This window comes from Kitasatospora sp. NPDC088346 (assembly GCF_044740765.1).
In the GTDB taxonomy this organism is placed as follows: Bacteria; Actinomycetota; Actinomycetes; order Streptomycetales; family Streptomycetaceae; genus Kitasatospora.
In genome coordinates this window covers 32,176-58,040 of the sequence record NZ_JBIURH010000009.1, presented here as the reverse complement: position 1 = coordinate 58,040, position 25,865 = coordinate 32,176, and the positions used below count along the sequence as shown (strand labels likewise).

The 25,865-nt window shown below is 75.6% G+C and carries 23 protein-coding genes; 15 read left to right on the top strand and 8 right to left on the bottom strand.

The window, feature by feature from the left end:
* The first annotated feature begins 97 nt into the window (after positions 1-97).
* Positions 98-1,738, top strand: coding sequence for a phosphoglucomutase (alpha-D-glucose-1,6-bisphosphate-dependent) (pgm, locus tag ACIOFR_RS14850; RefSeq protein ID WP_400996551.1), 1,641 nt, complete (start codon positions 98-100; stop codon positions 1,736-1,738).
* A 52-nt stretch (positions 1,739-1,790) separates the two neighbouring features.
* Here the strand turns inward: pgm and ACIOFR_RS14845 are convergent, their stop codons facing one another.
* On the bottom strand, positions 1,791-2,225 hold the full coding sequence (locus ACIOFR_RS14845) for a hypothetical protein (RefSeq protein ID WP_400996549.1): 435 nt from the start codon (positions 2,223-2,225) through the stop codon (positions 1,791-1,793).
* 227 nt (positions 2,226-2,452) lie between these two features.
* Here ACIOFR_RS14845 and ACIOFR_RS14840 point away from each other — a divergent pair, with 227 nt between their 5' ends.
* On the top strand, positions 2,453-3,382 hold the full coding sequence (locus ACIOFR_RS14840; protein WP_400996547.1) for a helix-turn-helix domain-containing protein: 930 nt from the start codon (positions 2,453-2,455) through the stop codon (positions 3,380-3,382).
* 54 nt (positions 3,383-3,436) lie between these two features.
* Here the strand turns inward: ACIOFR_RS14840 and ACIOFR_RS14835 are convergent, their stop codons facing one another.
* Entirely contained in the window at positions 3,437-3,826 is a 390-nt protein-coding gene (locus tag ACIOFR_RS14835; protein ID WP_400996545.1) for a hypothetical protein, read from the bottom strand.
* A 298-nt stretch (positions 3,827-4,124) separates the two neighbouring features.
* Complete coding sequence (locus tag ACIOFR_RS14830; protein WP_400996543.1) at positions 4,125-4,553, bottom strand: substrate-binding domain-containing protein; 429 nt, start codon at positions 4,551-4,553, stop codon at positions 4,125-4,127.
* On the opposite strand from ACIOFR_RS14830, the gene ACIOFR_RS14825 reads away from it, so the two are divergent.
* The 7 genes from ACIOFR_RS14825 (at position 4,552) to ACIOFR_RS14795 (ending at position 12,569) form a co-directional block, all read left to right on the top strand.
* Entirely contained in the window at positions 4,552-5,883 is a 1,332-nt protein-coding gene (locus ACIOFR_RS14825; protein ID WP_400996541.1) for an extracellular solute-binding protein, read from the top strand. The two genes, ACIOFR_RS14830 and ACIOFR_RS14825, sit on opposite strands and share 2 nt — an antisense overlap.
* Positions 5,884-6,000: 117 nt before the next feature.
* On the top strand, positions 6,001-7,011 hold the full coding sequence (locus ACIOFR_RS14820) for a carbohydrate ABC transporter permease (RefSeq protein ID WP_400996538.1): 1,011 nt from the start codon (positions 6,001-6,003) through the stop codon (positions 7,009-7,011).
* A gap of 11 nt (positions 7,012-7,022) precedes the next feature.
* Positions 7,023-8,003 carry a carbohydrate ABC transporter permease gene (locus ACIOFR_RS14815; RefSeq protein WP_400996535.1) on the top strand — a complete coding sequence of 327 codons (981 nt, stop codon included), beginning with the start codon at positions 7,023-7,025 and terminating at the stop codon, positions 8,001-8,003.
* A gap of 133 nt (positions 8,004-8,136) precedes the next feature.
* Positions 8,137-9,615 (top strand): GH1 family beta-glucosidase, encoded by a 1,479-nt coding sequence (locus tag ACIOFR_RS14810; protein ID WP_400996533.1) that lies wholly within the window; start codon positions 8,137-8,139, stop codon positions 9,613-9,615.
* 140 nt (positions 9,616-9,755) lie between these two features.
* Positions 9,756-10,325 (top strand): GNAT family N-acetyltransferase, encoded by a 570-nt coding sequence (locus tag ACIOFR_RS14805; protein WP_400996531.1) that lies wholly within the window; start codon positions 9,756-9,758, stop codon positions 10,323-10,325.
* A gap of 252 nt (positions 10,326-10,577) precedes the next feature.
* A complete protein-coding gene (locus tag ACIOFR_RS14800; protein WP_400996529.1) occupies positions 10,578-11,453 on the top strand; it encodes a peptidoglycan recognition protein in 876 nt (291 codons plus the stop codon).
* A gap of 69 nt (positions 11,454-11,522) precedes the next feature.
* Positions 11,523-12,569: a hypothetical protein gene (locus tag ACIOFR_RS14795; RefSeq protein WP_400996527.1), complete on the top strand. Its 1,047-nt coding sequence runs from the start codon at positions 11,523-11,525 to the stop codon at positions 12,567-12,569.
* A 21-nt stretch (positions 12,570-12,590) separates the two neighbouring features.
* Here the strand turns inward: ACIOFR_RS14795 and ACIOFR_RS14790 are convergent, their stop codons facing one another.
* Positions 12,591-13,118, bottom strand: coding sequence for a 2'-5' RNA ligase family protein (locus tag ACIOFR_RS14790; protein ID WP_400996525.1), 528 nt, complete (start codon positions 13,116-13,118; stop codon positions 12,591-12,593).
* A 119-nt stretch (positions 13,119-13,237) separates the two neighbouring features.
* On the opposite strand from ACIOFR_RS14790, the gene ACIOFR_RS14785 reads away from it, so the two are divergent.
* Entirely contained in the window at positions 13,238-13,453 is a 216-nt protein-coding gene (locus tag ACIOFR_RS14785) for a hypothetical protein (RefSeq protein ID WP_400996522.1), read from the top strand.
* Positions 13,454-13,466: 13 nt separating this feature from the next.
* Here ACIOFR_RS14785 and ACIOFR_RS14780 read toward each other — a convergent pair whose 3' ends face one another.
* Complete coding sequence (locus tag ACIOFR_RS14780) at positions 13,467-14,738, bottom strand: hypothetical protein (RefSeq protein WP_400996520.1); 1,272 nt, start codon at positions 14,736-14,738, stop codon at positions 13,467-13,469.
* 470 nt (positions 14,739-15,208) lie between these two features.
* Between ACIOFR_RS14780 and ACIOFR_RS14775 the strand changes: the two genes are divergently transcribed.
* From ACIOFR_RS14775 to ACIOFR_RS14755, 5 genes are all read left to right on the top strand, one after another.
* On the top strand, positions 15,209-16,342 hold the full coding sequence (locus tag ACIOFR_RS14775; protein WP_400996517.1) for a PQQ-dependent sugar dehydrogenase: 1,134 nt from the start codon (positions 15,209-15,211) through the stop codon (positions 16,340-16,342).
* Between the two features lie 147 nt (positions 16,343-16,489).
* Positions 16,490-16,618 (top strand): hypothetical protein, encoded by a 129-nt coding sequence (locus tag ACIOFR_RS14770; RefSeq protein ID WP_400996515.1) that lies wholly within the window; start codon positions 16,490-16,492, stop codon positions 16,616-16,618.
* Between the two features lie 181 nt (positions 16,619-16,799).
* Positions 16,800-17,162, top strand: coding sequence for a cupin domain-containing protein (locus ACIOFR_RS14765; protein WP_400996513.1), 363 nt, complete (start codon positions 16,800-16,802; stop codon positions 17,160-17,162).
* Between the two features lie 226 nt (positions 17,163-17,388).
* Positions 17,389-18,309 carry a phosphatidylinositol-specific phospholipase C gene (locus ACIOFR_RS14760; protein WP_400996510.1) on the top strand — a complete coding sequence of 307 codons (921 nt, stop codon included), beginning with the start codon at positions 17,389-17,391 and terminating at the stop codon, positions 18,307-18,309.
* A gap of 80 nt (positions 18,310-18,389) precedes the next feature.
* Entirely contained in the window at positions 18,390-19,622 is a 1,233-nt protein-coding gene (locus ACIOFR_RS14755; protein ID WP_400996508.1) for a saccharopine dehydrogenase family protein, read from the top strand.
* Here ACIOFR_RS14755 and ACIOFR_RS14750 read toward each other — a convergent pair whose 3' ends face one another.
* The 3 genes from ACIOFR_RS14750 to ACIOFR_RS14740 all read right to left on the bottom strand — a co-directional run bounded on the left by ACIOFR_RS14750 (position 19,623) and on the right by ACIOFR_RS14740 (position 25,860).
* A complete protein-coding gene (locus ACIOFR_RS14750; RefSeq protein WP_400996505.1) occupies positions 19,623-21,002 on the bottom strand; it encodes an FAD-dependent oxidoreductase in 1,380 nt (459 codons plus the stop codon).
* 176 nt (positions 21,003-21,178) lie between these two features.
* The gene (locus tag ACIOFR_RS14745; RefSeq protein ID WP_400996503.1) at positions 21,179-24,064 is read right to left on the bottom strand and encodes a condensation domain-containing protein; all 2,886 of its coding nucleotides are present in this window, start codon (positions 24,062-24,064) and stop codon (positions 21,179-21,181) included.
* Positions 24,061-25,860: an amino acid adenylation domain-containing protein gene (locus ACIOFR_RS14740; protein ID WP_400996500.1), complete on the bottom strand. Its 1,800-nt coding sequence runs from the start codon at positions 25,858-25,860 to the stop codon at positions 24,061-24,063. Before ACIOFR_RS14740 ends, ACIOFR_RS14745 begins: the two co-directional genes overlap by 4 nt.
* Between the last annotated feature and the right edge of the window lie 5 nt (positions 25,861-25,865).

The following is a 25,865-nucleotide window of genomic DNA, read 5'->3' as shown; positions in this document are numbered from 1 at the left end:
CATGTCCCGGACCCGGAGCCTGATGTACTGGTGGAGAACAGGACGACCTGGCCCCCGCCGCCGGACGGGGCCCGGGGTGACGACCGAAGGAGACGCGATGGTGCACGCACGGGCAGGAATGCAGGCGGAGCCCGGGGACCTGGTGGACGTGGCGAGGCTGGTGACGGCCTATTACACGCTGCACCCGGACCCGGACGAGCCCGGGCAGCGGGTCGCCTTCGGGACGTCCGGGCACCGCGGCTCCTCGCTCGACACGGCGTTCAACGAGGACCACATCGCGGCCACCACGCAGGCGATCTGCGAGTACCGCGCAGCCCAGGGCACCACCGGCCCGCTGTTCCTGGGGGCGGACACCCACGCGCTCTCCGAGCCGGCACTCGCCACCGCGGTCGAGGTGCTGGCGGCGAACGGCGTCACCCTGCTGCTGGACAGCGCCGACGGCTACACCCCCACCCCCGCGGTCTCGCACGCGATCCTCACCCACAACAGGGCCAACCCGCTCTCGCGGGCCGACGGCATCGTGGTGACGCCCTCGCACAACCCGCCGCGCGACGGCGGGTTCAAGTACAACCCGCCGCACGGCGGCCCGGCGGGCTCGGACGCCACCGGCTGGATCCAGGACCGCGCCAACGACCTGATCCGGGCCGGCCTGGCGGGCGTGCACCGGCTGCCGTACGCACGGGCGTTGGCCGCCGACACCACCGGCCGCTACGACTTCCTCGGCCGCTACACCGAGGACCTGCCCTCGGTGCTGGACCTGGACGCCGTCCGGGCGGCGGGCGTGCGGATCGGCGCCGACCCGCTGGGCGGCGCATCGGTCGCGTACTGGGGCCGGATCGCCGAGACGCACCGCCTCGACCTGACGGTCGTCAACCCGCTGACCGACCCGACCTGGCGGTTCATGTCGCTGGACTGGGACGGCAAGGTCCGGATGGACTGCTCCTCGCCGTACGCGATGGCCTCGCTGATCGGCCGCCGGGACGAGTACACCGTCGCCACCGGCAACGACGCCGACGCGGACCGGCACGGCATCGTCACCCCCGACGGCGGGCTGATGAACCCCAACCACTACCTGGCGGTGGCGATCGACTACCTCTTCCGCCACCGCGGGGACTGGCCGGCCACCGCCGCCGTCGGCAAGACCCTGGTCTCCTCCTCGATGATCGACCGGGTCGCGGCCGAACTGAAGCGCGAACTGGTCGAGGTCCCGGTGGGCTTCAAGTGGTTCGTCGACGGGCTGCTCGACGGCTCCGTCGGATTCGGCGGGGAGGAGTCGGCCGGCGCCTCGTTCCTGCGCCGGGACGGCGGGGTGTGGACGACGGACAAGGACGGCATCCTGCTCGCCCTGCTCGCGGCCGAGATCACCGCCGTCACCGACCGCAGCCCCTCGCAGCACTACGAGGACCTGGCCGCCCGCTTCGGCGCCCCCGCCTACGCCCGGGTGGACGCGCCGGCCGACCGCGAGCAGAAGGCCCGGCTGGCCAAGCTCTCCGCCGACCGGGTGCAGGCCGGGGAGCTGGCCGGCGAGCCGATCACCGCGGTGCTCACCGAGGCCCCGGGCAACGGCGCGGCCATCGGCGGACTGAAGGTGTGCACCGAGAACGCCTGGTTCGCCGCCCGGCCGTCCGGCACCGAGGACGTCTACAAGATCTACGCCGAGAGCTTCCACGGCGCCGACCACCTGGCCCAGGTCCAGGACCAGGCCCGGGCCCTGGTGGCGCAGGTCCTGGGCGACTGAGCGCCGGGTCGCCCGCCCGGGGCGGGGCGGGCGACCCGACTCCGGTCGGGCCTCAGAGCGGCTGCGCCCCGCCGCCGTCCGGACCGCGGACGGCGGCGGTGTTCCAGGGCTTGCCGACCGCCGCCAGCGAGGCACCGGCCAGGGCCAGCGCCTCGCCCAGCACTGCCGCGATCCGGCTCGCCTCGCCGAGCTGCTCGCGGGCGTCCCGGACGGTCCTGACCAGGTCGAGGTCGGACACCTCGGGGGTGGCGGGGGTGAGCCGGCCGGCCGCCTGCTCGCTGCTCAGGAAGGTGCCGAGCCGGTCGAACAGCTCCGGCAGGTCGGCCGCGAGGGCATGCAGCGCGCCGACCGTGTCGGTCAGCTGGTCGGCGTCCAACAGGCCCGGACGGTCGTGCAGTTGGGCGATCTGGTTGGCGGACCGGATGGTCTCGGCGGCCTCGGAGATCAGCTCCCCGATCGGGCGGTGCGACGGTACGGGCCGGATCATCGGCATACCCCTCGGCTGGTCGTCGGTACGGGCGGGGGCGGCCACCCGCCCCGCACTGAGCCTGCCCCGGGACAGGGGCTTCAGCGGATCGGAACCGGCCATCCGTGATGGCCGGATCGCGCCGGATCGCCGCGGGATCGTCGCGGGATCGCGCCGGGGCGGCCGGCAGCCGGGCCCCGGCATGGCATCCTGATGGCATGGCAGCGACATGACACCAGGGGGTCCCGGTGCTCCACCGCTCCGCTCCGGACCAGGGCTGGGAGATCGCCGAGGCCCGCCCGCACCCGTTGCTGCGTCCCGGCGTGCACGGCTACCGGGGCATCCGGCTGGCCCTGCGCCGGCCCCGGCGGCGGCTCGAACTCCCCACCGGCGAGGTCACCCTGTTCCTCGGGCTGGACCACCGGATCCGGATCCACGAGCCGGCCGCGACGCGGTCCGCCGCCGACGGGCCGCCCGCGGCCGGGGTACGGTCCGCCGCGGTGCGCTCCGCCTCGTACGGCTCGCTGCTGTCCGGCCCGCGCACCCGGGCGTCGACCGGCGAGCACGACGGCGAGCTGTTCGGTGTGGAGGTGGTGATGGCGCCCTGGGCCGCGTACCGGCTGTTCGGCCTTCCGATGGCCGAACTCGCCGGCCGTGCGGTCGAGTTGGACGCCGTGCTGGGTGACCGCGCGGCGCGGACCCTGACCGCCGGCCTGACGGCCGCGCCGGACTGGCCGCAGCGCTTCGCGGCACTGGACGTGGCGCTGTGCCGGCTCGGCGGCCCGGGACCGGACCCGGCGCCGCAGGTGCTCGGCGCCTGGGGCGAACTCGTGCGCACCGCAGGCCTGGTGTCGATCCGCCGGCTGGCCGAGGACAGCGGCTGGAGCTGGCGCCGGCTCGACCGGGCCTTCCAGGAACAGGTCGGCCTCGGCCCGAAGGCGGTGGCCCGGGTTCTGCGGCTGCGGCACTGCCTGCGGTTGACCTCGCAGGGCCGGCCGCCGGCCGAGGTGGCGGCGGTCACCGGCTTCTACGACCAGGCGCACCTGTGCCGGGAGTTCAGGGCGATGACCGGTCTGTCGACCGGCCAGTTCCTGGCCGGTCGACAGACCGCCAACCCGGGGCCCCCGGCCCTGGACCGGTTGAGCGGCGAGGTCACCAGTGTCGTCCTGCCCCCGTGACCGGACCTGGCACCCCCGTCCCGGCACCGGCCCGGGGCCCCGGTGTCCGTGCGCTCAGCAGGCGTGGGTCGCCCCGCCGTTGCTGAGGTACGCGTCGGCGAACCAGCCCTCCTGGCCGGTGCCGTCGATCCGGCCGTACGTCCAGGTGGACTTGCCGTTGACGCTGCTGCCGACCCGGTAGCACCAGTAGTAGATCTTGGTGCCCTGGCCGGCCTGGCCGTACGCGTCGCAGGACAGGTACGGGCCCGAGCGGCGGGCCAGCGCCGAGGCGGTGATCGTCCCCGACCCGCCGTCCTTGTTGCTGTGCCCGTAGCTGCACACGCCGGTCGTGCCGGTCTCCGCCGCCGTCGCGGCGGGGACGGTGACGGCCAGCGTGCCGGCCGCCAGTGCGGCCGCGGCGGCGAACCCGGCGAGCGTGGCGGACCTGGCGGAACGTCGTGCCATGGCGGTGCTCCCTTGACTCGGTGGACCGGACTGCGACGACCGTAACGACCGCCGCCGCCGGCCGTCTTGGAGAATTTGGCGCGCCGGACCGGGACGCCACCGGGTCGGACGGTGGTGCCGTGCGAGGGCGCAGGCAGCTGGGAGCGCTCCCAGTGGCGGTCCCGGTGACTCCTCGGGGAGGGGTGGGGGGGGGTGGGTGGTTCCGCGACGCGGAGATCGCCACCCATGAAGTCAGATCGCCTGCCGAAGCGTCAAGAGCTCCCGCAATGTTCAAGTCTTGAAGGATTAAGCCATCCGCTCAGGCGGAGCCCCGGACCACCGGTTCCGCACCGAGCGCCACCCGGTGGGCGGCCCGGCCCGGATCGGCGACCCGGTCGAGCAGCAGGCGGGCCATGGTCCGACCCATCTCCCCGGTGGGCTGCCGTACACCGGTGAGCGGAGGGTCGGTGTGGCGGGCGACTCGAACGGGACGGGGTTGTGGGTACCGCCTCGTGGCCTCCGCCGGACACGCTCCGGTAACGCATTGGACTTCAAGTCTTGACACATGACCCCACCGGGAAGCAATCTTCCGGCAGATGCATGGGAGCGCTCCCACACTCTCGTGGCAGAGCCGCCCCAGGCCTCGGCAACGCCACCAGCCGCACGTCAACCGGCCGAATCCGGGCCGTCCCCCTTCGCCCCCGCTCCCCGAGCGCACCGCCGCGCTCCGGACCAAGGAGATCGACATGCGCACGTCCCGTGCCGCCCGCCCCGCCCCCGCCCCCGCCCGCAGAGCCGCCGTACTCGTGACCGCCGTGCTGAGCGCCACCGCGCTGCTGGCCACCGGCTGTTCCAGCAGCGGCTCGGGCAGCTCCACGGACGCCAACGAGAAGATCACTCTGACGGTCGGTGACTTCGGGACCTTCGGCTTCAAGGAGGCCGGGCTGTTCGACGCCTACACCGCGGCGCACCCGAACATCACCATCAAGGAGAACACCACCACCCAGGAGGCGGACTACTGGACCGCGGTGCAGACCCACCTCGCGGCCGGCAGCGGACTCGACGACGTCCAGGCCCTGGAGGTCGGCCGCATCGCCCTGGCCACCTCCGACGCGCTGAGCGGCGCGTTCCAGGACCTCTCCGGGGCGTCGGGCATCAAGAAGGACGACTACCTGCCGTGGAAGTGGCAGCAGGGCACCACCGCGAGCGGCAGGACCATCGGCCTGGGCACGGACGTCGGCCCGATGGCGGTCTGCTACCGGCAGGACCTCTTCCAGGCCGCGGGCCTGCCAACCGACCCCGCCGCGGTCGGCGCACTGTGGGCTGGTGACTGGTCCAAGTACGTCGAGACCGGCAGGCAGTTCCAGGCCAAGGCGCCCAAGGGCACGTTCTTCATGGACTCCGCGACCGGGCTCTTCAACGCGGCCGTCTCCAGCTCCACCGAGCAGTACTACAAGGGCGGCAAGCTCGCCTACAAGGACGCCGCCGGCGTCAGGAAGGCCTGGGAGCTGGCCATGCAGGCCGACGCCGCCGGCACCTCGCAGGGGCTGAAGGAGTTCGACACCCCCTGGCAGACCGCGTTCTCGCAGTCCACCTTCGCCACCACCATCTGCCCGTCCTGGCAGCAGGCCAACATCGAGAAGTACTCCGGCCCGGCCAACGCCGGCAAGTGGAACGTCGCCCAGGCGCCCGCCGCCGGCAACTGGGGCGGTTCCTTCCTCGCGGTGCCCAGCTCGGGCAAGCACGTCGCCGCCGCGCAGGAGCTGGTGGCCTGGCTGTCCCAGCCCGAGCAGCAGGCGAAGGTCTTCCAGAAGGTCGGCAACATCCCCTCCAACCAGGGCGCCTACGCGCTGCCCGGGGTGTCGGACTTCAAGAACCCGTACATCGGCCCGGACGCCCCCACCGGCCAGATCTTCTCCACCGCGGCCAAGGCCATCAAGCCGGCCGAGACCGGTGCGCACGCCGGTGACCTGCAGAACGCGTTCAGCAACGGCATCCTGCTGGTCGAGCAGAACGGCAAGAGCGCGGACGAAGCCTGGAAGGCCACCGTGCAGCAGATCGACAGCACCATCCAGTAGCCCGCTCCCGGGGCGGGGCCGACCCTCGTGGCCCCGCCCCGCCGCCGCCCGTTCCCCGCGGAGTCCCACTGCCGTCCAGTGACACCGCACGCCGTCCTTCACGGAAGGAAGCCACCCGTGGCCACCTCCACCAGCGCACGCGGAAGCGGACCGGACTCCGCCACCGCGGACCCGCCGGGCCCCGCGCCCGCCGCGGACCTCCGCCGCCAGGCCCTGCGCAGCCGCCTCTACCGCTGGGACACCAAGGCCTCGCCGTACGCGTTCGTGGCGCCGTTCTTCCTGGTGTTCGCCGTCTTCGGCCTCTTCCCGCTGCTCTACACCGGCTGGCTCTCGCTGCACCGGGTCAGCCTGTACAACGTCGACCGGGCCGAGTGGGTGGGCCTGGACAACTACACCGACCTGTTCACCGGCCCGGCGAGCCACTTCTTCTGGAACGCCCTGGGCAACACCGTCACGCTCGGCGTCCTGTCCACGGTGCCGCAGCTGATGACGGCCCTCGGCCTCGCCCACCTGCTCAACTACCGGCTGCGCGCCAGCGCCTTCTTCCGCACCGCGCTGCTCGCCCCGTACGCGACCTCGGTCGCCGCCGCCACCCTGGTGTTCGCGCTGATCTTCAGTCCGGAGAGCGGCATGGCCAACTGGTTCCTCGGCCTGTTCGGCATCGACCCGGTGGCCTGGGAGGCCGGCGACTGGACGTCCCAGTTCGCCGTCTCCACCATCGTCACCTGGCGGTGGACCGGCTACAACGCGCTGATCTACCTGGCCGCGATGCAGGCCGTCCCCGGGGAGCTCTACGAGGCCGCCGCGATCGACGGCGCGTCCCGCTGGCGGCAGTTCCGCCACGTCACCGTCCCGGCACTGCGCCCCACCGTGCTGTTCACGGCGGTGGTCTCCACCATCGGGGCCACCCAGCTGTTCGGTGAGCCCTTCCTGTTCGGCGGCCAGAGCGGCCACCAGGGCGGCGCCGCCCACCAGTACGAGACCCTCGGCGTCTTCATGTACGACCAGGGCTTCCGCAACAGCCTGCTCGGCCGCGCCTCGGCCGTCGCCTGGACGATGTTCGCGCTGCTCCTGCTGATCGGCCTGGTGAACGCCCTGATCGCCCGCCGCCTGCGCACGTCGCAGTGAGAGGAGGAACCATGACCCCCGGAGCCGTGCCCCCCGGAGCCGCGACCGCCGGATCCGTGCCCGCCGAGGCCGTGCCCGCCGAGGCCGTGACCGCCGGATCCGTGCGCGCCGCGCGCCCGCGCACCCGCCTCCCGCGCGGCGTCCCGCACACCCGGGCCGGCCGCCAGCACCACGCCGGGCCGCTGACCTACGCCGTCCTGGTCGTCGTCGCGCTCGCCTCGCTGTTCCCGCTGTACTGGACGCTGGTCGCGGCGTCCACCGACGCGCACGCGGTGGTGTCCACCCCGCCGCCGCTCGTCCCGGGCGGCAACCTGTTCAGGAACCTCTCCTACGTCTGGCACAACGCCGGGGGCCGGGGGATGGGCGTCGCGCTGCTCAACTCGACGCTGGTGGCGGGGTCCGTGACGCTGGGCACGGTCTCCTTCTCGCTGCTGGCCGGCTTCGCCTTCGCCAAGCTCCGCTTCCCCGGCCGCGGCGCCCTGACCGCCCTGGTGGTCGCGACCCTGGCGGTGCCCGCGCAGCTCAGCGTGGTCCCGCTGTTCATCCTGATGAAGCACCTGGGCCTGGGCAACCACCTCGGTGCGCTGATCCTGCCCGCCCTGGTCACCGCCTTCGGGGTGTTCTTCATGCGGCAGTTCCTGGTCCAGGCGTTGCCCACCGAGCTGCTGGAGGCCGCCCGGATGGACGGCGCCAACTCGCTGCGGGTGGTGTGGCACGTGGTGGTGCCGATCGCCCGGCCCGCGACGGCGGTGCTCGGGATGCTGACCTTCGTCCAGTCGTGGAACGACTTCCTGTGGCCGATCATCGTGATGAACGGCTCCAGCAACCCCACCGTCCAGGTCGCCCTGGCCGGGCTCGGCACCGGCTGGTCCACCGACTGGTCGATCATCATGGCCGGCGCCCTGCTCGGCACCCTGCCGCTGCTCCTGGTGTTCGTGCTGTTCGGCCGGCACATCGTCGGCGGCCTCACCCAGGGCGCGGTCAAGGGCTGACCCCGACCCGCCGTCCGACCTCTCGCACAACCACCGCCCGGCCGGGCAGAGTTGATCCGTACCGAGACCACTCCGGTGGGATCCCGGCGCCCGGCCGCACCGACTCCAGCACTCTGATGGGAGCGCCTCCCGCATGACAGCCCCCTCTCCGTCCCCCGCCGCCCCGACCACCGCGGACCCGTCCGGCCGGCTCGCCTTCCCCCGCGGGTTCCTCTGGGGGGCCGCGACGGCGTCGTACCAGATCGAGGGCGCCGCCGCCGAGGGCGGCCGGACCCCGTCGATCTGGGACGTCTTCAGCCGCACCCCCGGCAAGGTGCACGCCGGGGACACCGGCGACCAGGCCACCGACCACTACCACCGGTACCGCGAGGACGTCGCGCTGATGTCCGAACTGGGCCTGCAGGCCTACCGGTTCTCGCTCTCCTGGTCGCGGATCCAGCCGACCGGCCGCGGCCCCGCCGTCGAACAGGGCCTGGACTTCTACCGCCGCCTGGTCGACGAGCTGCTCGCCGCCGGCATCCAGCCGGTCGCCACGCTCTACCACTGGGACCTCCCACAGGAGTTGGAGGACGCCGGCGGCTGGCCCGTCCGGGAGACCGCCGAGCGCTTCGGCGAGTACGCGGCGATCGCCGCCGACGCCCTGGGCGACCGGGTGAGGTTCTGGACCACCCTCAACGAGCCCTGGTGCTCCGCCTTCCTCGGGTACGGCTCCGGTGTCCACGCCCCCGGCCGCACCGACCCGGCCGACGCGCTGCGCGCCGCCCACCACCTCAACCTCGGGCACGGCCGCGCGGTGGCCGCCCTGCGCGCCGGCCTCCCCGCCGACGCCCGGGTCTCCGTCACGCTCAACCTGCACCAGGTCCGCCCGCTCACCGACGGCGCGGCCGACCGGGACGCCGCCCGGCGCATCGACGCCGTCGGCAACCGGATCTTCACCGGCCCGATCCTCGACGGCGGTTACCCCGCGGACCTGCGCGCCGACACCGCGCACCTGGTGGACTGGGACGACCTGGTCCGGCCCGGCGACGAGGCCGCCGTCGGGGCCCCGATCGACGTCCTGGGCATCAACTACTACACGCCGACCCTGGTGTCCGCCCCCGCCGGCGACGAGCGCCCCGCACCCGGCGAGGCCGCCCGCAACGACGCCCACGGCGCCAGCGACCACTCGCCGTGGCCCGGCGCCGAGCACGTCGTCTTCCACCTGCCGCCCGGCGAGGTCACCGCGATGAACTGGGCCGTCGACCCGACCGGCCTGTACGACCTGGTCACGGACGTCTCCCGGCGCCACCCCGGCCTGCCGCTCATGATCACCGAGAACGGCGCCGCCTACGAGGACACCGTCACCCCCGACGGCGAGGTGCACGACCCGCAGCGCATCGACTACCTGCACCGCCACCTGGCGGCCCTGCACCGCGCCATCGCCGACGGCGCCGACGTCCGCGGCTACTTCCTCTGGTCGCTGCTGGACAACTTCGAGTGGTCCTACGGCTACAGCCGCCGGTTCGGCGCCGTGTACGTCGACTACCCCACCCAGCGCCGCATCCCCAAGGACAGCGCCCGCTGGTACGCCCGGTCCGTCCGGGCGAACGCGATCCCCCCGGTCCGCGACTGACCCGACCCGGACCGGGGCAGGGCGCGGGGCGGCCCGGGCGGCCGAGGGCCTGCCCGCCCGTCCCGCGCCCGTCCACCCGACCGTGAGGAGCACACCCCATAACGACCGTCCGGCCCTACCGCCCCGCCGACCGCGACGACGTGTACGAGATCTGCGTCCGCACCGGCCACCAGGGCGGCGACGCCCGCGGGCTCCACCCCGACCCGGAGCTGCTGCCCACCGTCTTCGCCGGGCCCTACCTGCGGCTCGACCCGGACCTCGCCTTCGTCCTGGACGACGGCGGCCGGGCCGTCGGCTACGTCCTCGGCACCGCCGACACGGCCGCGTTCGTCCGGGCCTTCCGCACCACCTGGCTCCCCGAGGTCGCCGCCCGTTACCCGCCCCCGGACGCGGCACCCGTCACCCCCGGCGAGGTCGTCGTCGACCTGCTGCACCGACCCGAACGGATGCTCCTGCCCGAACTGGCCGCCCACCCCGCCCACCTGCACATCGACCTGCTGCCCGAGCACCAGCGGCAGGGCCACGGCCGCCGGCTGATGGGCACCCTGCTGGCCGCCCTCGCCGCGCGCGGCGCACCCGGCGTCCACCTCGGGACGGTCACCGCCAACACGGCGGCCCGCGCCTTCCACGACCGGCTCGGCTTCCGGGAGCTCCCGGTGCCCGACCCCGGCCCGCTGACCTACCTCGGCCTGCCGCTACCGGTCGTCTGACGCACCGCCGACCCGCCACGGGCCGCCGGGCGGTGACGGGGGGTGACGGGTGAACAGACCCAGGTGGCCGTACGGCGTTGCCCCTTACGCGTGTTCCCTCCGGCGCCGCCGCCGGGCCGGCCGGTGCCGGTGTGACAGGGTCGCACGCCAGGTCGCAGCGCGCGGCGGGCCGTACGCCCTCCGGCCGCCGGCCCGGGCGTGTCCCGCGCCGAGCGCAGGCGGGCGGCTGCCCGGCCTCATAGCCTCGCCGCCATGGACATCAACCGTCGCTCAGTGCTGCGCCGTGCGGTGCAGGCGGCCTCGGCGGGAGCCGCGGTCGCCCTGGCGGCAGCGGGCCCGCCGCGCCACCTGCTGCCGTTCGCCGACCACGGGCCGACCACCCCCGAACTCCCCGCCCTCGCCCTGCAGAGCGGCGCGCTGCCCGCCCCGCTGCCGCCGCCGCCGGTGGTGCGCCGCTCCACCTGGAAGACCGACGAGCCCGAGACGCAGACCCTGACCGACCCCTCGGTCCGGGTGGTCTTCATCCACCACACCGGCGACCGCAACGAGTACGGACCGCAGGACGTCCCCGAGATCCTCAAGTCGATCTACCAGGAGCATCGGGAGAACCAGGGCTGGGACGACATCGGCTACAACTTCCTGGTCGACCGCTTCGGCACCATCTACGAGGGCCGGCTCGGCAGCACCGGCCGACCGGTGGTCGGCGCCCACACCCTCGGCTTCAACCGCGAGACGATGGGCATCGCGGCGATCGGCTCGTACGACACCGGGATCGAGGTGCCCACGCCCGTCATCGACGCGATGGCCAGGCTGGCGGCCTGGAAGCTCGGCACCTACGGGTTCGACCCGCAGGCCAAGGCGGAACTCACCTCCAACAGCAGCGGCAGCCGCTTCCCCGAGGGGACCAACCACACCTTCGACACCATCTCCGGCCACCGCGACGCGTTCTGCACCCTGTGCCCGGGCGACTCGCTCTACGCCGAGCTGCCCCGGATCATCGAGCGGGCCGCCGGCTTCCTGCACGGCGCGGCCCCCGCCGTGAACCCCGCCCAGGACGGCCCGGGACGCGGCCGCTTCGCCGGGATCCCCAGCGGCTCGGTGCTGCGCCGACCCCAACGGTCCGTCTGATCCCGGCCCGGGCCCCTCGGCCGCTCGCACGGGCGTGGCCCCGCTCGCGGGCCGTGCGATGATCGCTGGGTGACGAGGGCGAACGAGCGGTGGCGGCGGCGGTCCCGGGCGATACGTGTCGGCACGGCCGCCGGGGCGGCCGCCCTGCTCGCGGCGGGCCCGGCGGCGGGCCCCGCGGCCGCCGCGGGACTGCCCCGCGAGGCCTTCACCATCTCCGACCCGCGGATCACCGAGTCCAGCGGGCTGGCCGCGAGCCGCGCCCACCCGGGCGTCTACTGGACCCACAACGACAGCGACGACGGCCCCTACGTCTACGCCGTCGACTCCGAGGGCCGCACCGTCGCGACGGTCACCCTGCGCGGGATCAAGCCGCGCGACACCGAGGCGATCTCGCTCGGCCCCGACGGACAGCTCTACCTCGGCGACATCGGCGACAACCGCGACGGCACCTGGCCCGAAGTGTGGATCTACCGCTTCACCGAGCCCGCGGAACTGCGCGACCAGACCGTGGACGTCACCCGCTACCGGGTCACCTACGAGGACGGCCCGCGCGACGCGGAGGCCCTGATGGTGCACCCGGTCACCGGCCGGGCGTACATCGCCAGCAAGAAGCAGAGCGGCGGCGGCAAGCTCTACCGGGGCCCCGAGGCGCTCTCCGCGACCGGGGTGAACGTCTTCCGCCCGATCGCCGACGTGCCGTGGGTCACCGACGGCAGCTTCTCGCCGGACGGCACCCGGCTGGTGCTGCGCGGCTACTTCTCCGGCACCGCCTACCGCTGGCAGGACGGCCGCCCGGTCGAGGACGGTTCGGTCAACGTGCCGCTCCAGCGCCAGGGCGAGTCGGTGACCTACACGGCGGACGGCACGGCCCTGATGTTCGGCAGCGAGGGCAAGGGCAGCACGGTGTGGCGCGAGGCGCTCGACGCCGAGCCCGCCCCCGACGGCAGCCCGACCGGCGCCGGCGCCACCGCACCGGCGGCGGCCGGTACCGACCGCCGGGCCGACGGCGGCGGGAGCACCGGCGGCAGCGGCGGCGGCGCGGGCGGGTCGGCGGTGCTGGCCGTCCTGGTGGTCGGCGCCATCGTGCTGCTGGTCCGCAAGCGCCGCGGCGACTGAGGCCGGGGGCCGCCGGAGCGGTCAGACAAGCCCGAGGGGCGTGGTGGCCTGGGCCGCGCTGTCGAAGCTGCGCGCGGCGTCGAAGACCCCCGTCAGGTCGGGCAGCCGGCCGACCAGGTCGTGGGCCAGGGCGAGTTCGGCGGGCTCCAGCCGCCGGGTCAGGCCCACGTGCGGGGACCACCGGCCCGGCAGGTACAGCGGGTTGGGTTCGTCCGCGGTGGCCAGGACGGTCCAGATCTCCTGGTGCAGGGTGAGCAGTTCGACCGTCGGGACCACCGACCAGGTCAGCACCCGGCGGCGGCTGCGCGCACTGAACGACAGCAGACCGGTCAGCCGCACCGGCAGCGGCAGCGCCCGGGCGAGCAGCTCGTCGACCCGGGCGAGCGCGCCGTCCGGCAGCGCGCCGCAGGCGGCGAGGGTCAGGTGCGGGCGGTGCGTGGGATGGGTGTTGGCGGTGAGGCTCGGCACCCCGCCGTCGGAGAGCTGCCCCCACACCTCGCGAACGGCCCGGTCGAGGGCCCCGTCGCAGGTCAGTTCCACGGTCTGCATCCGTCCACCGTAGATCGTCGGCACTGCGGGGCGGCAGGCAGGTCGGGTGCGGTCCGCGCACGGCCCGGGTGTGCGGAAGCCGGCGGCGCGGACCGGTGGCCGGCAAGTAACCTGGCGCCATGAGCAGTCAGGTCCACCACTCCCGCTACTGCCCGACCTGCGGCACGCCGGTCAAGGACGGCCCGCGCGGCGGGTACGTGTGCACGCTCTGCTACACGGTGGAGGAGCCGCCCGGTGCGGTCACCGACCGCACCGAGTGGCGCCACACCAAGCGGCGGCGGCTGGCGGCCGCCCGCGCCGTCTGGGAGCGCGAGGGGCTGCTCACCGCCGACTGACCGCCCCCGGCGGTCAGCGGGCCGCGGGCTGCGCCCCGGCCGCCGGCGCCTGCCGGAGGTCGGCGAGCGCGTAGCCGTACTGGCCGACCGCGGTGAACATCGTGGCCCGGTCCGTCAGCGCCCGGGCGAGCGCCGCGGGGCCCCCGGGGTGGTCGAGCGCGTGCAGGCGGCGGGCCAGGGCCACGGCCCGGTCGAACAGCGGGAGCAGCTCGTCCAGCATCCGGCCGGTACCGTTCCCGGCCTCGGCCCCGGCGTCGACCCCGGCCCGTACCAGGAGCCGGCGCTGCCGGGTGACCAGTGCGGCGAGGTGGGTGTCCGGGTCCGCCCCGGCGAGCGGTAGCAGGGCTTCCACCTCGGCCGCGAGGGACGCCCGTTCGGCCCGGAAGCGCTCCCGGACGTCCGGGGACCAGGTGCGCGGCGGCCTTCCGTAGGGCGGCACCGGTTCGCCGGGCGCCGGGTGTTCGTCCGGCCGGCCGGACAGCGCCAGCAGCGTCGCCCAGTACTCCGCCTGCCGGAAGCCGAACGGGTTCCCGCGGCTCCCGGACAGGTGGGTGAGCAGGCCGAGCGCCTCCGCCCGTGCCGCGGCGGCCTGCCCCGCCCGGCCGTGGGCGTCCAGCAGCCGGGCCCGGTGGAGCAGCGTGTACAGCAGGCAGGACATCGCCCCGGGCCACGGTCCGGCCTCGGCCCGCTGCCGGTCGACCAGCACGTCGAGCGCGTCGAGCGCGGCGTCGAGCCGGCCGGCCGCCTCCCACTGGGCCGCCAGGGCGATCACCGTCGCCGGGTTCTCGGGCCGGTCGGCCGTCCGGTCGCAGCGGACGATCTCGGCGTAGGCCTCGGCCGCCTCCCGGTGCCGCTGTTCCTCCGCCAGGCCGTCGGCCCATCCGGCCAGGCCCCCCGGCGGACCGTCCTGTGCCCCGGCCGCGCTGCGGCCCATGGCCAGCAGCCGGGCCCGCACCGCCAGCGCCTCGGGCCGCCGGCCCACCGCGCAGAGCTCCCGCTGGTGGGCGTCCAGCACGTGGGGCAGCAGGCCGTCCCGGAGCCGGTCCGCCTCGCTCAGGCCGGCGAGCGCCGTGAGCGCCTCCTCGGTCAGTTCCAGCCGGACCCCGGGCAGCTCCCGGAGCGCGGCGCCGTGCGTCGTGCGCACCAGCGCCCGGGCGAGTTTCGGCCCGTACGCCGCGGGGTTGACCTCCAGCAGGGTCCGGTACGCCTGGACCTCCCGGGCCAGGTCGAGCCGGTGCACGTCGAGCAGCAGGACCTTGGCGTGCAGCACCGCATCGTGATCCATCGTTCCCCCATCCCTCGGCCACCCCGCGAGACTGCCCGCCGGACGGCCGGGCAGCGCGACGCGCGCACCGGGGCGGCCTACGGGCGGCCCGGTACGGGCGGACGGGGTGGATGGGTCGAGTCTGAGGGGTGCCGCGGATCCGGGACAAGGCCGGGAAATCGTGCTGTTCGTCCTACCGCCGGGGCCGCTGACGAGGCATGATGGACCCGACACTCTGCTGAGGGGCCCTCAGCCGCCGGTCCGCCGGGGTGCGGCGGATGACCGGCCGTCAGGCCGGGCCCGCCGGGCCGGAGGCTCCCGTACCGGAGCGTGCCGGCCGTCCACCGGCTGCGCCGCCCTTCCCGCCGGTGCCCCGCGCCGCCTTCCGTCCCGCCGCCGGCCTCCCCGGGCCGTTGCGGTGCCCCGCGCCGGTCACCTGTGGTGTGCTGGAGGGGGCGGGAGCCCGAGCACCGAGCCGGTGAGGAGCCTTCATGCGAGCGCGAACCGTCGTCGCCGTCGCCGTCGCCCTGGTACTCGCCGCCGGCTGCGGCTCGGCGGCCGCCCCGGCGCCGTCCGGGTCCGCGCCGTCCGTCTCCGGCGCCACCGGGGGCTCGGCGTCCGCCGGGCCGTCCGGCAGCGGGGTCCGGGTCGCCGGGCAGGTCGCCGACGGCCTCAACAGCCCGTGGGGCGTCGCGGTGCTGCCGGGGGGCGACCTGCTGGTGGCGTCCCGGAACACCGGGAGGATCACCCGGGTCGCGGCCGCGGACGGCGCCAAGACCGACCTCGGGGCCGTCCCGGGCGTGGTGGCCGGGGGCGAGGGCGGCCTGCTCGGCCTGGCCCTCTCACCCGACTACGCCACCGACCACCAGGTCTACGCCTACCTGACGGCCGCCGACGACAACCGGATCGTCCGCTTCACCTACGACGGGCAGCGGCCGCCCGGCCCGCAGCTCGGCACCCCCACCACGGTGCTCACCGGCATCCCCAAGGGCAGCAACCACGACGGCGGCCGGATCGCGTTCGGGCCCGACGGGATGCTGTACGCGGGCACCGGGGAGTCCGGCCGCCCCGACCTCGCCCAGGACCCGGCCTCGCTCGGCGGCAAGATCCTGCGGATGACCCCGGACGGCGCCCCGGCCCCCGGAAACCCGTTCCCCGGCTCGGTGGTCTACTCGCTCGGACACCGCAACGTCCAGGGCCTCGCCTGGGACGCGCAGGGCCGCCTGTGGGCGTCCGAGTTCGGCCAGAACACCTGGGACGAGCTCAACCTGATCACCCCCGGCGCCAACTACGGCTGGCCGGTGGTCGAGGGCCAGGCCCACCGCGCCGGCTACACCGACCCGCTCGTCCAGTGGCACACCGACGAGGCCTCGCCCAGCGGCATCGCGTACGCCGACGGGGCCATCTGGATGGCGGCGCTGCGCGGCACACGGCTGTGGCGGATCCCCGTCGACGGCGACCACGTGACCGGCGCCCCGGAGGCCTTCCTCACGGACGCGTACGGGCGGCTGCGCACCGTCGTCGCCGAGGGGAACGGCACGCTGCTGGTCAGCACCAGCAACACCGACGGCCGGGGCGAGGTGCGGGCCGGCGACGACCGGATCCTGCGGGTCGCCGTCCCCTGAGGAGGTGCCCGCCGGAGTACACCGCGTCACCGGTTCGGGGCGGTTGCCGCCGCCACGCGCGCCCGTTCCCGCGCCACCCGGTGACGGCTCGTTACGGTCCTTCGTACGCTCCCGACGGGGTGCGCTCCCGAGGAGAGGGCCGGACCGATGCTGAACCTGCTCCTGCTGACCGCCCCCCTGCTGGTGGCCGCCGTGCTGGCCGCGACCGACCCCCGCGGCCGGGCCCGCGGCGGGGGCCGACCCGGCGCGGGCCGGCACCGCCGCCGGCCGCGCTGAGCGGGCCGTGCCGGCGGGCCGCCCGTGGGGGAGGCGGCCGGGCCGGAGCAGGCGCAGACTGGATCTACCGCAGGTGTGGGTCGGCGCGGCCGCGACCGGGCTCGGCCACCGGCCGCAGGTGGGTCCGGTGGCGCGGCGCGTCCGGCCGGGTGCCCCGCCGACGTCGACGAAGGAGCGTCTCATGGCCGGTCTCGTCCGCAAGAGCCTCGACACGCCGGACGAGGTCCGGCCCTTCGAGGGGGGCAAGGGAAAGCTGGAACTGGTCGAGCTGGCCGGCGGCCAGGTGGGCCGGGCGACCTTCGAGCCGGGGTGGAAGTGGTCCGAGCACATCAAACCGCTGGCGGGGACGGACAGTTGCATGGCGGCGCACACCGGCTACTTCGTCTCCGGCCGGATGCGGATCGTCATGGACGACGGCGAGACGATGGACTTCGGACCGGGTGACTTCATGACCGTGGCTCCCGGGCACGACGGCTGGGTGGTGGGCGACGAGCCCTGCGTCGTCATCGACTGGCAGGGGTACGGCGACTACGCCAAGGGCTGACCCCGACCCCCGACCCCTCACCCCCCCGGGCCCTCGGCCCCGAACCCGCCGCAGGCCCCCCGATCAGGCCCCCCGACCGCCGGTCGGGGGGCCTCTCCGTGTCCCGACCCGCCGGTGCCGTCCCCCGGCCCCGCGGGCCGCCGTCCCGTGCACGGGTCTTTCCCCGGCTCGCCGGCTGCCATGACAATGCACATGGCAACCATCGGGCGAACGACGGGACACGGCAGTGGAACTGACGGATCAGCGGATCAGCCGGCGCACCCTCGGCCGGGCGGTGCTGGCACTCGGCGCGACGGGCGCCCTCGGCACGGGGCTCGGGGCGGTGGCGCCGAAGGCCGGGGCGGCCCAGGTCCCCGGCGGGGCGGACTGGATGGGGGCGCTGCCCGGCGACAGCTGGCTGTCCCGGCTCACCGTGCCCGGCACCCATGACACCTGCTCGCTGCACGGCGGCCCGATCACCCAGACCCAGACCCTCTCGGTGCCCGACCAACTCACCGCGGGCGTACGGTTCTTCGACATCCGCTGCCGGCTGGTCGACGGGGTCTTCGCGATCCACCACGGCCCGTTCTTCCAGGAGATCTTCTTCGGCGACGTGCTCAACCAGTGCCAGGACTTCCTCGCCCGCCATCCGCAGGAGACCGTGCTGATGCGGGTCAAGCAGGAGTACTCGACGGCCTCCGCCGCCGACTTCCGGACCGTCTTCGAGGGCTACCGGGCGAGATGGGGCGGCCTGATGTGGGGCGAGAGCCGGGTCCCGCGGCTCGGCGAGGTCCGGGGCCGGATCGTGCTGCTCGCCGACAGCCCCGGCCTGCCCGGGATCCCCTGGGGCGGTGCGCTCACCGACATCGAGGACGACTACGACATCGGCACGATCTTCGAGATCGCCTCCCGCAAGTGGCCCGAGACCTCCGCCCACCTCGACGCGGCCCGCGCGAGCGGCGACCCGCAGCGGCTCTTCCTCACCTTCACCTCCTCCTCCGGCTGGGGGCTGTGGCCCCGCCAGGCCGCCGACGCGATGGCGCCCCGGCTGAACGGCTACCTCAACGGCCTGAACCGGGCCGCCGGCCCGGTCCTCGGGACGGTGCCGATGGACTTCGTCGGCGCCGACTCCGTCCGCCGGCTGTACGCGCTCAACTTCGGCGGCTGACCGGGCGCCCCGCTGTTGACACCGCCGCACACCGGTCCCTAGCGTGAGGCACCCGTCATTACCGGCCGGTAGGGGAAGCCATGGACGCCGATCGCCCGTACGACCTGGTGCTGTTCGGCGCCACCGGCTTCACCGGCGCGCTGACCGCCGCGTACCTGGCCGCCAACGCGCCGGACGGCTGCCGCTGGGCGCTCGCCGGCCGCAACCGCGCCAAGCTGGAGGCCCTGCGCACCCGCCTGGCCGCCCTGAACCCCCGCTGCGCGGACCTCCCGCTGCTCGCCGCCGACGCGGCCGACCCCGCCTCGCTGCGCGCGGTCGCCGCCTCGGCGCGGGTCGTCATCAGCACCGTCGGCCCCTACCTCCGGTACGGCGAGCCGCTGGTGGCCGCCTGCGCCGACACCGGGACGGACTACGTGGACCTGACCGGCGAACCGGAGTTCGTCGACCTGATGTACCTGCGCCACCACCGTCGGGCCGTGCAGACCGGGGCCCGGCTGGTGCACTCCTGCGGCTTCGACTCCGTCCCGCACGACCTCGGCGTGCTGTTCACCCTGGAACGGATGCGCGCGATCGACGTGCTGCCCGAAGGGGCGGCGGTCTCGGTCCGCGGCTTCGTCCGGGCCGGGGGCACCATCTCCGGCGGCACCTTCGCCTCCGCGCTGAGCGCGATGTCCCGGCTGGGGGCCGCCGGCCGGGCCGCCCGCGAGCGCCGCGCCGCCGAGCCCCGGACGGCCGGACGCCGGATCAGGACGACGGCCGGGCCGGTCCGCCGGTCGGCGGAGGCCCGCGCCTGGGCCGTGCCGCTGCCCACCATCGACGCCCAGGTGGTCGCCCGCTCGGCCGCCGCCCGCCCCGACTACGGGCCGGCCTTCAGCTACGGCCACTACGCGGCCGTCCGCCGCCTCCCGGTGCTGCTGGCCGGCGCCGCCGGGCTCGCCGCCCTGCTGGTCGCCGCCCAGGTCCCGCCGCTGCGAAGGGCGCTGACGGGCCTGCGCCGGTCCGGCGACGGGCCGAGCGCCGAGCAGCGCGCGGCCTCCTGGTTCACCGTGCGCTTCGTCGGCGACACCGGCCCCGGCACCCGGGTCTTCACCGAGGTGTCCGGCGGTGACCCCGGCTACTCCGAGACCGCGAAGATGCTCGCCGAGTCCGCCCTCAGCCTGGCCTACGACGACCTCCCGCCCACCGCCGGCCAGGTCACCCCGGCCGCGGCGATGGGCACCGCGCTGATCGACCGCCTCACCGCGGCCGGGATGCGCTTCACCGTCCTGGACGGCCCGCCGGCCACCGCCCCGGGCCGGGGCGAGGGCTTCTAGCTAGGCCCGGTCCGGGCCCTCGCCGAAGCTCGCCCGGAGCATCTCCTCGCGGGACACCACCTTGATCCGCTCGCGGCCCTCGCGGGCGCCGAGGGCGCGCTCGTGGGCGTCCAGCCGGTGCCACCCCTGCCAGGTGGTGTATTCGACGCCGCGGCTCTCCAGGAACGCGGGCACGGCGTCCTCGCCGGGTGCGGCCGGGGTCCGCAGCCGGCCGGCGCGGTGGTCGGCGACCAGGCAGGCGACGGTCTCGTTGGCGTCGCCCTTGGTGTGGCCGATCAGGCCGACCGGGCCGCGCTTGATCCAGCCGGTCACGTAGGTGGACGGCAGCGGCGCCCCGGCCTCCAGGACCCGCCCCGCCTCGTGCGGGACGGTCGCGGAGACCGGGTCGAAGGGCAGCTTCGGCAGTTCGGCCGAGCGGTAGCCGACCGCGCGGTAGGCCGCCCGGACGTCCCAGTCGCGGTAGGTGCCGGTGCCCACCACGTTGCCGGTGCCGTCGAGTTCGGTGCGCTCGGTGCGCAGGCCGACCACCCGGCCGTCCTCGCCGAGGATCTCCACCGGGGACTCGAAGAAGTGCAGGAACAGCTTGTGCGGCCGGTCGCCGACGTCGCGGATGGCCCAGTTCTCCAGGGTGGAGGCCACCATGTCGGCCTGCTTGTTGCCGCGGCGGGTGGCGATCGAGCCGTCGTCGTACTCGATGTCCTCGGGGTCGACGATCACCTCGATGGTCGGGGAGTGGTCCAGCTCGCGCAGTTCCATCGGGCTGAACTTGGCCTGGGCCGGTCCGCGGCGGCCGAAGACGTGCACCTCGACGGCGCGGTTGGCGGCGAGGCCAGCGTGGACGTTCGGGGGTATCTCGGTCGGCAGCAGCTCGTCGGCGGTCTTGGCCAGGATCCGGGCGACGTCCAGCGCGACGTTGCCGACGCCGAGCACCGCGACCCGCTCCGCCTCCAGCGGCCACCGGCGCGGCACGTCGGGGTGGCCGTCGTACCAGGAGACGAAGTCCGCTGCGCCGTACGAGCCGTCCAGGTCGATGCCCGGGATGTCGAGGTCGCGGTCGGCGTCGGCGCCGGTGGAGAAGATCACCGCGTCGTAGAACTGGTGCAGGTCGTCGAGGCCGATGTCGCCCGGGTAGTCGACGTTGCCGAACAGGCGCACCTGCGGTTTGTCGAGCACCTGGTGGAGGGCGGTGACGATCCCCTTGATCCGCGGGTGGTCGGGGGCGACCCCGTACCTGATCAGGCCGAACGGCGCCGGCATCCGCTCGAACAGGTCGATCGACACACCGGGGTCGGCGGCGAGCTCGGACTTGAGCAGGGCGTCGGCGGCGTAGATCCCGGCGGGGCCGGCCCCGACGATCGCGACCCGGACGGGACGAGGCATGGCGGGTTCCTTCGGTCGGTGCGCGGCCGGGAGATCACCCGTCCTGGGTGCCACCCTCGCCGCCGCCCGGGTGTCGCAGTAGGGCAGGCCGGCCTATGGGGGCATAGGGCAGGTCTATGGGTGGGTGGGAACGAAAGCGGCCCCCGCCGGCCGGCCGGACGGGGGCCGGGCCCCGGCTACCCCACCATGGCGGCCAGCACCGTCCGCCAGTCCTCGCCGGGCTCCGGCCGGAGCGGCCCGGCGAGCGCCTCCGAGCGGTAGCGCCACGGACGGGCGAGCTCCGGGTCGGCGTCCGGGCGCAGGTCGACGGTGCTGGACGAGCCCAGCAGGCGGACCAGTTCGGCGGTGAACTCCGGCCAGGCGACGTGCCCGCCGACCGCGTTGACCACCCGGCCGGCGGCCCGGCCGGTGCCGTCCGCGCAGGCGGCCAGGGCCCGGGCCAGCGCGGCCGAGTGCACCCAGGCCGCGCCGTACCAGGCCCGGCCGTCGGCCGTGGGGTCGGGCAGCACCAGGGGCCGGCCGGCCTGCGCGGCCTGGAACAGCTCGCCGGTCGCGCCCCAGCGCAGCTGCTCGCGCAGCCGCCGGTGCGGTCCCCAGACGATCGGCGCGCGGACCACCGTGCCGGCGCCCCGGCCGTCGCTGCCCGCGGCTTCCAGCAGGATCCGCTCGCAGTCCAGCTTGGCCTGCCCGTAGGCGGTGACCGGCAGCGTGGCGGGCGCGCCCTCCTCGACCTCCGTCCCGGCCGGGCGCCCGTACGCGTCGATGCTGCTGACGAACACGAAGCCGCCCTGCCGCCAGGCGTCCACCATGGCCCGCATCGCCGCCACGTCGACCTCGTGGGCGGTGAAGGTGCAGGCCGCGTGGATCACCGCGTCCACCCCCCGGACGGCCGCACGCAGGCTGTCGAGGTCGGCCAGGTCGCCCTCGGCCACCTCGACGCCGTCGAGCGCCACCAGGTGGGCGGACTCCGGCCGGGCGAGCGCCCGCACCGGGCGGCCCTGGGCGATCAGCTCCTGGAGGACGGCGGCGCCGACCCCGCCGGTGGCGCCGGTGACCAGCACGGTGCCCGGACGCACCGGCCGGGAGCCGCCCCCGGTCCGGCGGGGGGCCGCCGCCAGGCGTTCGGCGTCCCGGGCGGCCAGCAGTCCGGCCAGCGCCCGCGGGGTGCGTTGCTCCAGGACGTCCAGCCCGGTCAGCGGCAGCCCGGTGCGCAGCCGCAGCCGCTCGGCGAGCTGCACGGCGACCAGGGAGTGCCCGCCGAGGACGAAGAAGTCGCCGTCCGGGCCGGGCCGGGTGCCGAGCAGCTCCCCGAAGGCCGTCCGGACCAGCTCCTCGACACCGGCCGCGGCGGGCTGTCCGGCGGGTGCGGCCGCCGCGGGCAGCGGCCCGGTGCCGGGCAGTCGGGCCGGGTCGACGGAGCCGTCCGCGGTCCGGGGCAGCGCGTCCAGCAGGGTGACCGCGGCGGGCAGCTGGCCGGCCGGCAGCAGCGGGCGCAGCCGGGCCCGCAGTTCGGCCCCGCAGGAGGCGCCGCCCGGGCCGCCCGCCACCACGTACGCCAGCGGCGGCCGCCCGTCGCGGACCAGCACGTACGCCTCGCGGACCCGGGGGTCGGCCAGCAGCGCGGCCTCGGCGGGGTGGCCGGGCGCGGCCGGCAGCACGCTGCCGGGCAGCTGCCCGAGCCGGCGGCCGCCGTCCTCGGCGACGGCGGCCAGCACGGCGGCGAAGTCCGCGGCGAGCAGGGCACCGGCGGGCTCGGTGAGCGCGTCGGCGTCGTACTGGACCAGGCAGTGCGGCTGCGGGCCGTCCGTCACGAAGAGCCCGAGGTCGAACTTGGCCTCCCCGAGGTCGACCTCGGCCGGTACGGCGTCCAGGCCGGGCAGCGGCAGTGCCCCGGTGGCGGCGACCAGGTCGCAGGTGACCGACAGCAGCGGCGAGCCGTCCTGGCCGCGGGCGGCGGCCCCGAGGCGTTCGACGACCAGGTCGAACGGCACCTCCTGGCGTTCCTGCGCGGCGAGTTGGGCGGCCTGCACCCGGCCGAGCAGCTCGGTGAAGGCGGGGTCGCCGGACACGTCGGCGCGGACCGGGAGGGTGTTGACGCACAGTCCGACCAGCCGGCGCAGCGCGGGCCGGGAGCGCCGGCCACCGGCGCACCCGAGGGTGAGGTCGCTCTCCCCGGTGGCCCGCCGCAGGGTGGCGAAGGCGGCGGCCAGGACGACGGTGAACAGGGTCGTGCCGTGCGCGAGACCGAGGGCGCGCAGCCCGTCCAGGACGCCCGGCTCCAGCGGCAGGCTGTGCAGCCGGGCCGCCCCGGTCCGGGGACCGGCGGGGGCGGGGCGGGGCAGCGGCACCGGGCGGGCCCCGGCGAGCTCGTCGGCCCAGGCGTCGACCTCGGCGGCGAGCTCCGCGTCGCGGCCGCGCTCCCAGCGCGCGAAGTCCGCGTACCGCAGGCCCGGTTCGGGCAGCCGGGCGGGCCGACGCTGGACGGCGGCGGCGTAGAGCTCGGCCAGGTCGCCGGTGAGCACGGGCAGCGAGCCGCCGTCGATCGCGATGTGGTGCAGGGTGAGCAGGACGGTGTGGTCCTGCGGGCCGTGCCGCAGGACCAGCGCGCGCAGCACCGGCCCCGGGTCCAGCTCGAACGGGCGGGCGGCCTCGGCGCGCAGCAGCTCCTGCACCCGTCCGGCCGGGGCGTCCAGGACGGGCACCGGCACCGGGGCGACCGGCCGGACCTCCTGGTACGGCTCCTGGCCGTGCTGCCCGTAGCGGGTGCGCAGGATGTCGTGCCGGTCGGTCAGTGCGGTGAGCGCCTCGGCGAGCGCCTCGGTGTCCAGCGGCCCGCGCAGCCGGGTGGCCACCGGGACGTGGTACCGGGCGCCGGCCCGGCCGAGCCGGTCCATCAGCCACATCCGGTGCTGGGCGTGCGACAGCGGGGCCGGACCGGTGGGCTCGGTGCGCGGGATGTCCGCGGGGCGGGTGGCGTCGGCCCGTCGCCGGGCCTGCCGGAGCAGTTCGGCCTGCCGCTCGGCGCTCGGCGGGGTGCTGCCCATCGGCGGGGTGCTGCTCATCGGCCCTCCTCGGTGCCGTCGCCCAGGGCGGCGAGCAGCGCCCGCTCGACCAGGGCGGCCTGCGCGGCGACGGTGGGGTGGGCGAAGAAGTCCACCAGCGAGAGGTCCACCCCGAGGTCCTCGCGCAGGTCGTCGACGACCCACATGGCCATCAGCGAGTGGCCGCCCTCGGCGAGGAACTCGGCGTCCGGCCGTTCGACCGGGTGGCCCAGGGCCCTGGTCCAGGCCGCGGCGACCTCCTGCTGGAGCGGGGTCAGCCGGTCCGTGCCGGCGGGCCCGGCCGGGGCGCCGTCGAGGTCGCGTCCGGCCAGTTCGCGGCGGTCGACCTTGCCGCTCCCGGTCAGCGGGAGCGCGTCCAGCACGGCCCAGGCGGTGGGGACCAGGTGTGCGGGGAGACGGTCGGCGAGGTGGCCGCGCAGCGTCTCGCCGGTGGGACGCTGGCCGTCGGCGGGGACCACGAAGGCGGTCAGCGCGGCGTCGTCCGAGCCGGCCCGGCGGACCACGACCGCCGCCTCCGAGACCTCCGGGTGCAGCCGCAGGGTGTGCTCGACCTCGCCCGGCTCGATCCGGAAGCCGCGCACCTTGACCTGGTCGTCGGCCCGTCCGTGGAAGTCCAGGGTGCCGTCCGGCCGGGCCGAGACCAGGTCGCCGCTGCGGTACATCCGTCCGGCGCCCGGGATCTCCCGGAAGCGGTCGGCCGTCAGCTCCGGCTGTCCGAGGTAGCCCAGGGCCAGCCGGCTGCCGCCGATCCACAGCTCGCCGCGCCCGCCGGCCGGCACGGGGGCCAGCCGTTCGTCGAGCACGCGCACCGAGGCCCCGCCGAACGGCCGCCCGATCGGCAGCGGGCCCGTGCAGTCCTCCTCGCGCACCCGGTGCAGGGTGGTGAAGGTGGTCGCCTCGGTGGGCCCGTACACGTTGACCAGGTCGAGCCAGGGGAAGGCCCGCAGCACGGCCCCGGCGGGCTCCGGTGCCAGGGCCTCGCCGCCGACCAGCAGGGTGCGCAGCACACCGAAGATCCGGGACTGCCGGGCCGCCAGCCGGTGGAACAGGGCCGTGGTCAGGAACGCGGTGGTGACGCCGAACCGTTCGACGTCCCGGGCCAGGTCCTCGGCGGTCGGGCGCTCGGAGGGCGAGACCATCACGGCGCCGCCGGCCGCCAGCGGCGCCCAGACCTCGAACGTGGCGGCGTCGAAGGTGGACGGCGAGTGGAACAGCACCCGCTCGCCCGGGCCCGGCCGCACCGCGTCCGGCGCCGTGACCAGGTCGGTGATCGCCCGGTGGGTGACCTGCACGCCCTTGGGACGGCCGGTGGACCCGGAGGTGTACATCACCAGGGCCGGGGCCCGCTCCTGGTCGGCGGCCGGGTGCGGGGCCGTGACCCCGGCCCGCGGCAGGCCGTCGAGGTCCAGCGCCAGGGCCTGCGCGGCCGGGACCCCGGCCTCGGCCAGCAGCGCCTTGTCGCCGAGCGTCAGGACGGCGCCGGCGTCGGCGAGCATCCCGGCGGTCCGCGGCCGGGGGTAGGCGGGATCCAGCGGGACGGCGTGCCCGCCGGCCCACCAGACGGCGAGCTGGGCGACCACCAGCCGGGTGGAGCGGGCCGCCAGCAGGCCGACCGCGCTGCCGGGCCCGACCCCGCGGGCGGCCAGCTCGGCGGCCAGCGCGGAGGCGGCGGCCGCCAGTTCGCGGTAGGTCAGGGCGGTGGTGCCGTCGGAGACGGCGAGCGCCTGCGGCCGCAGCGCGGCGTTGCGGGCGACCAGAGCGGGCACGCCGTTCGGTCGGGAGTCGTCGAAGGTCATGGGTG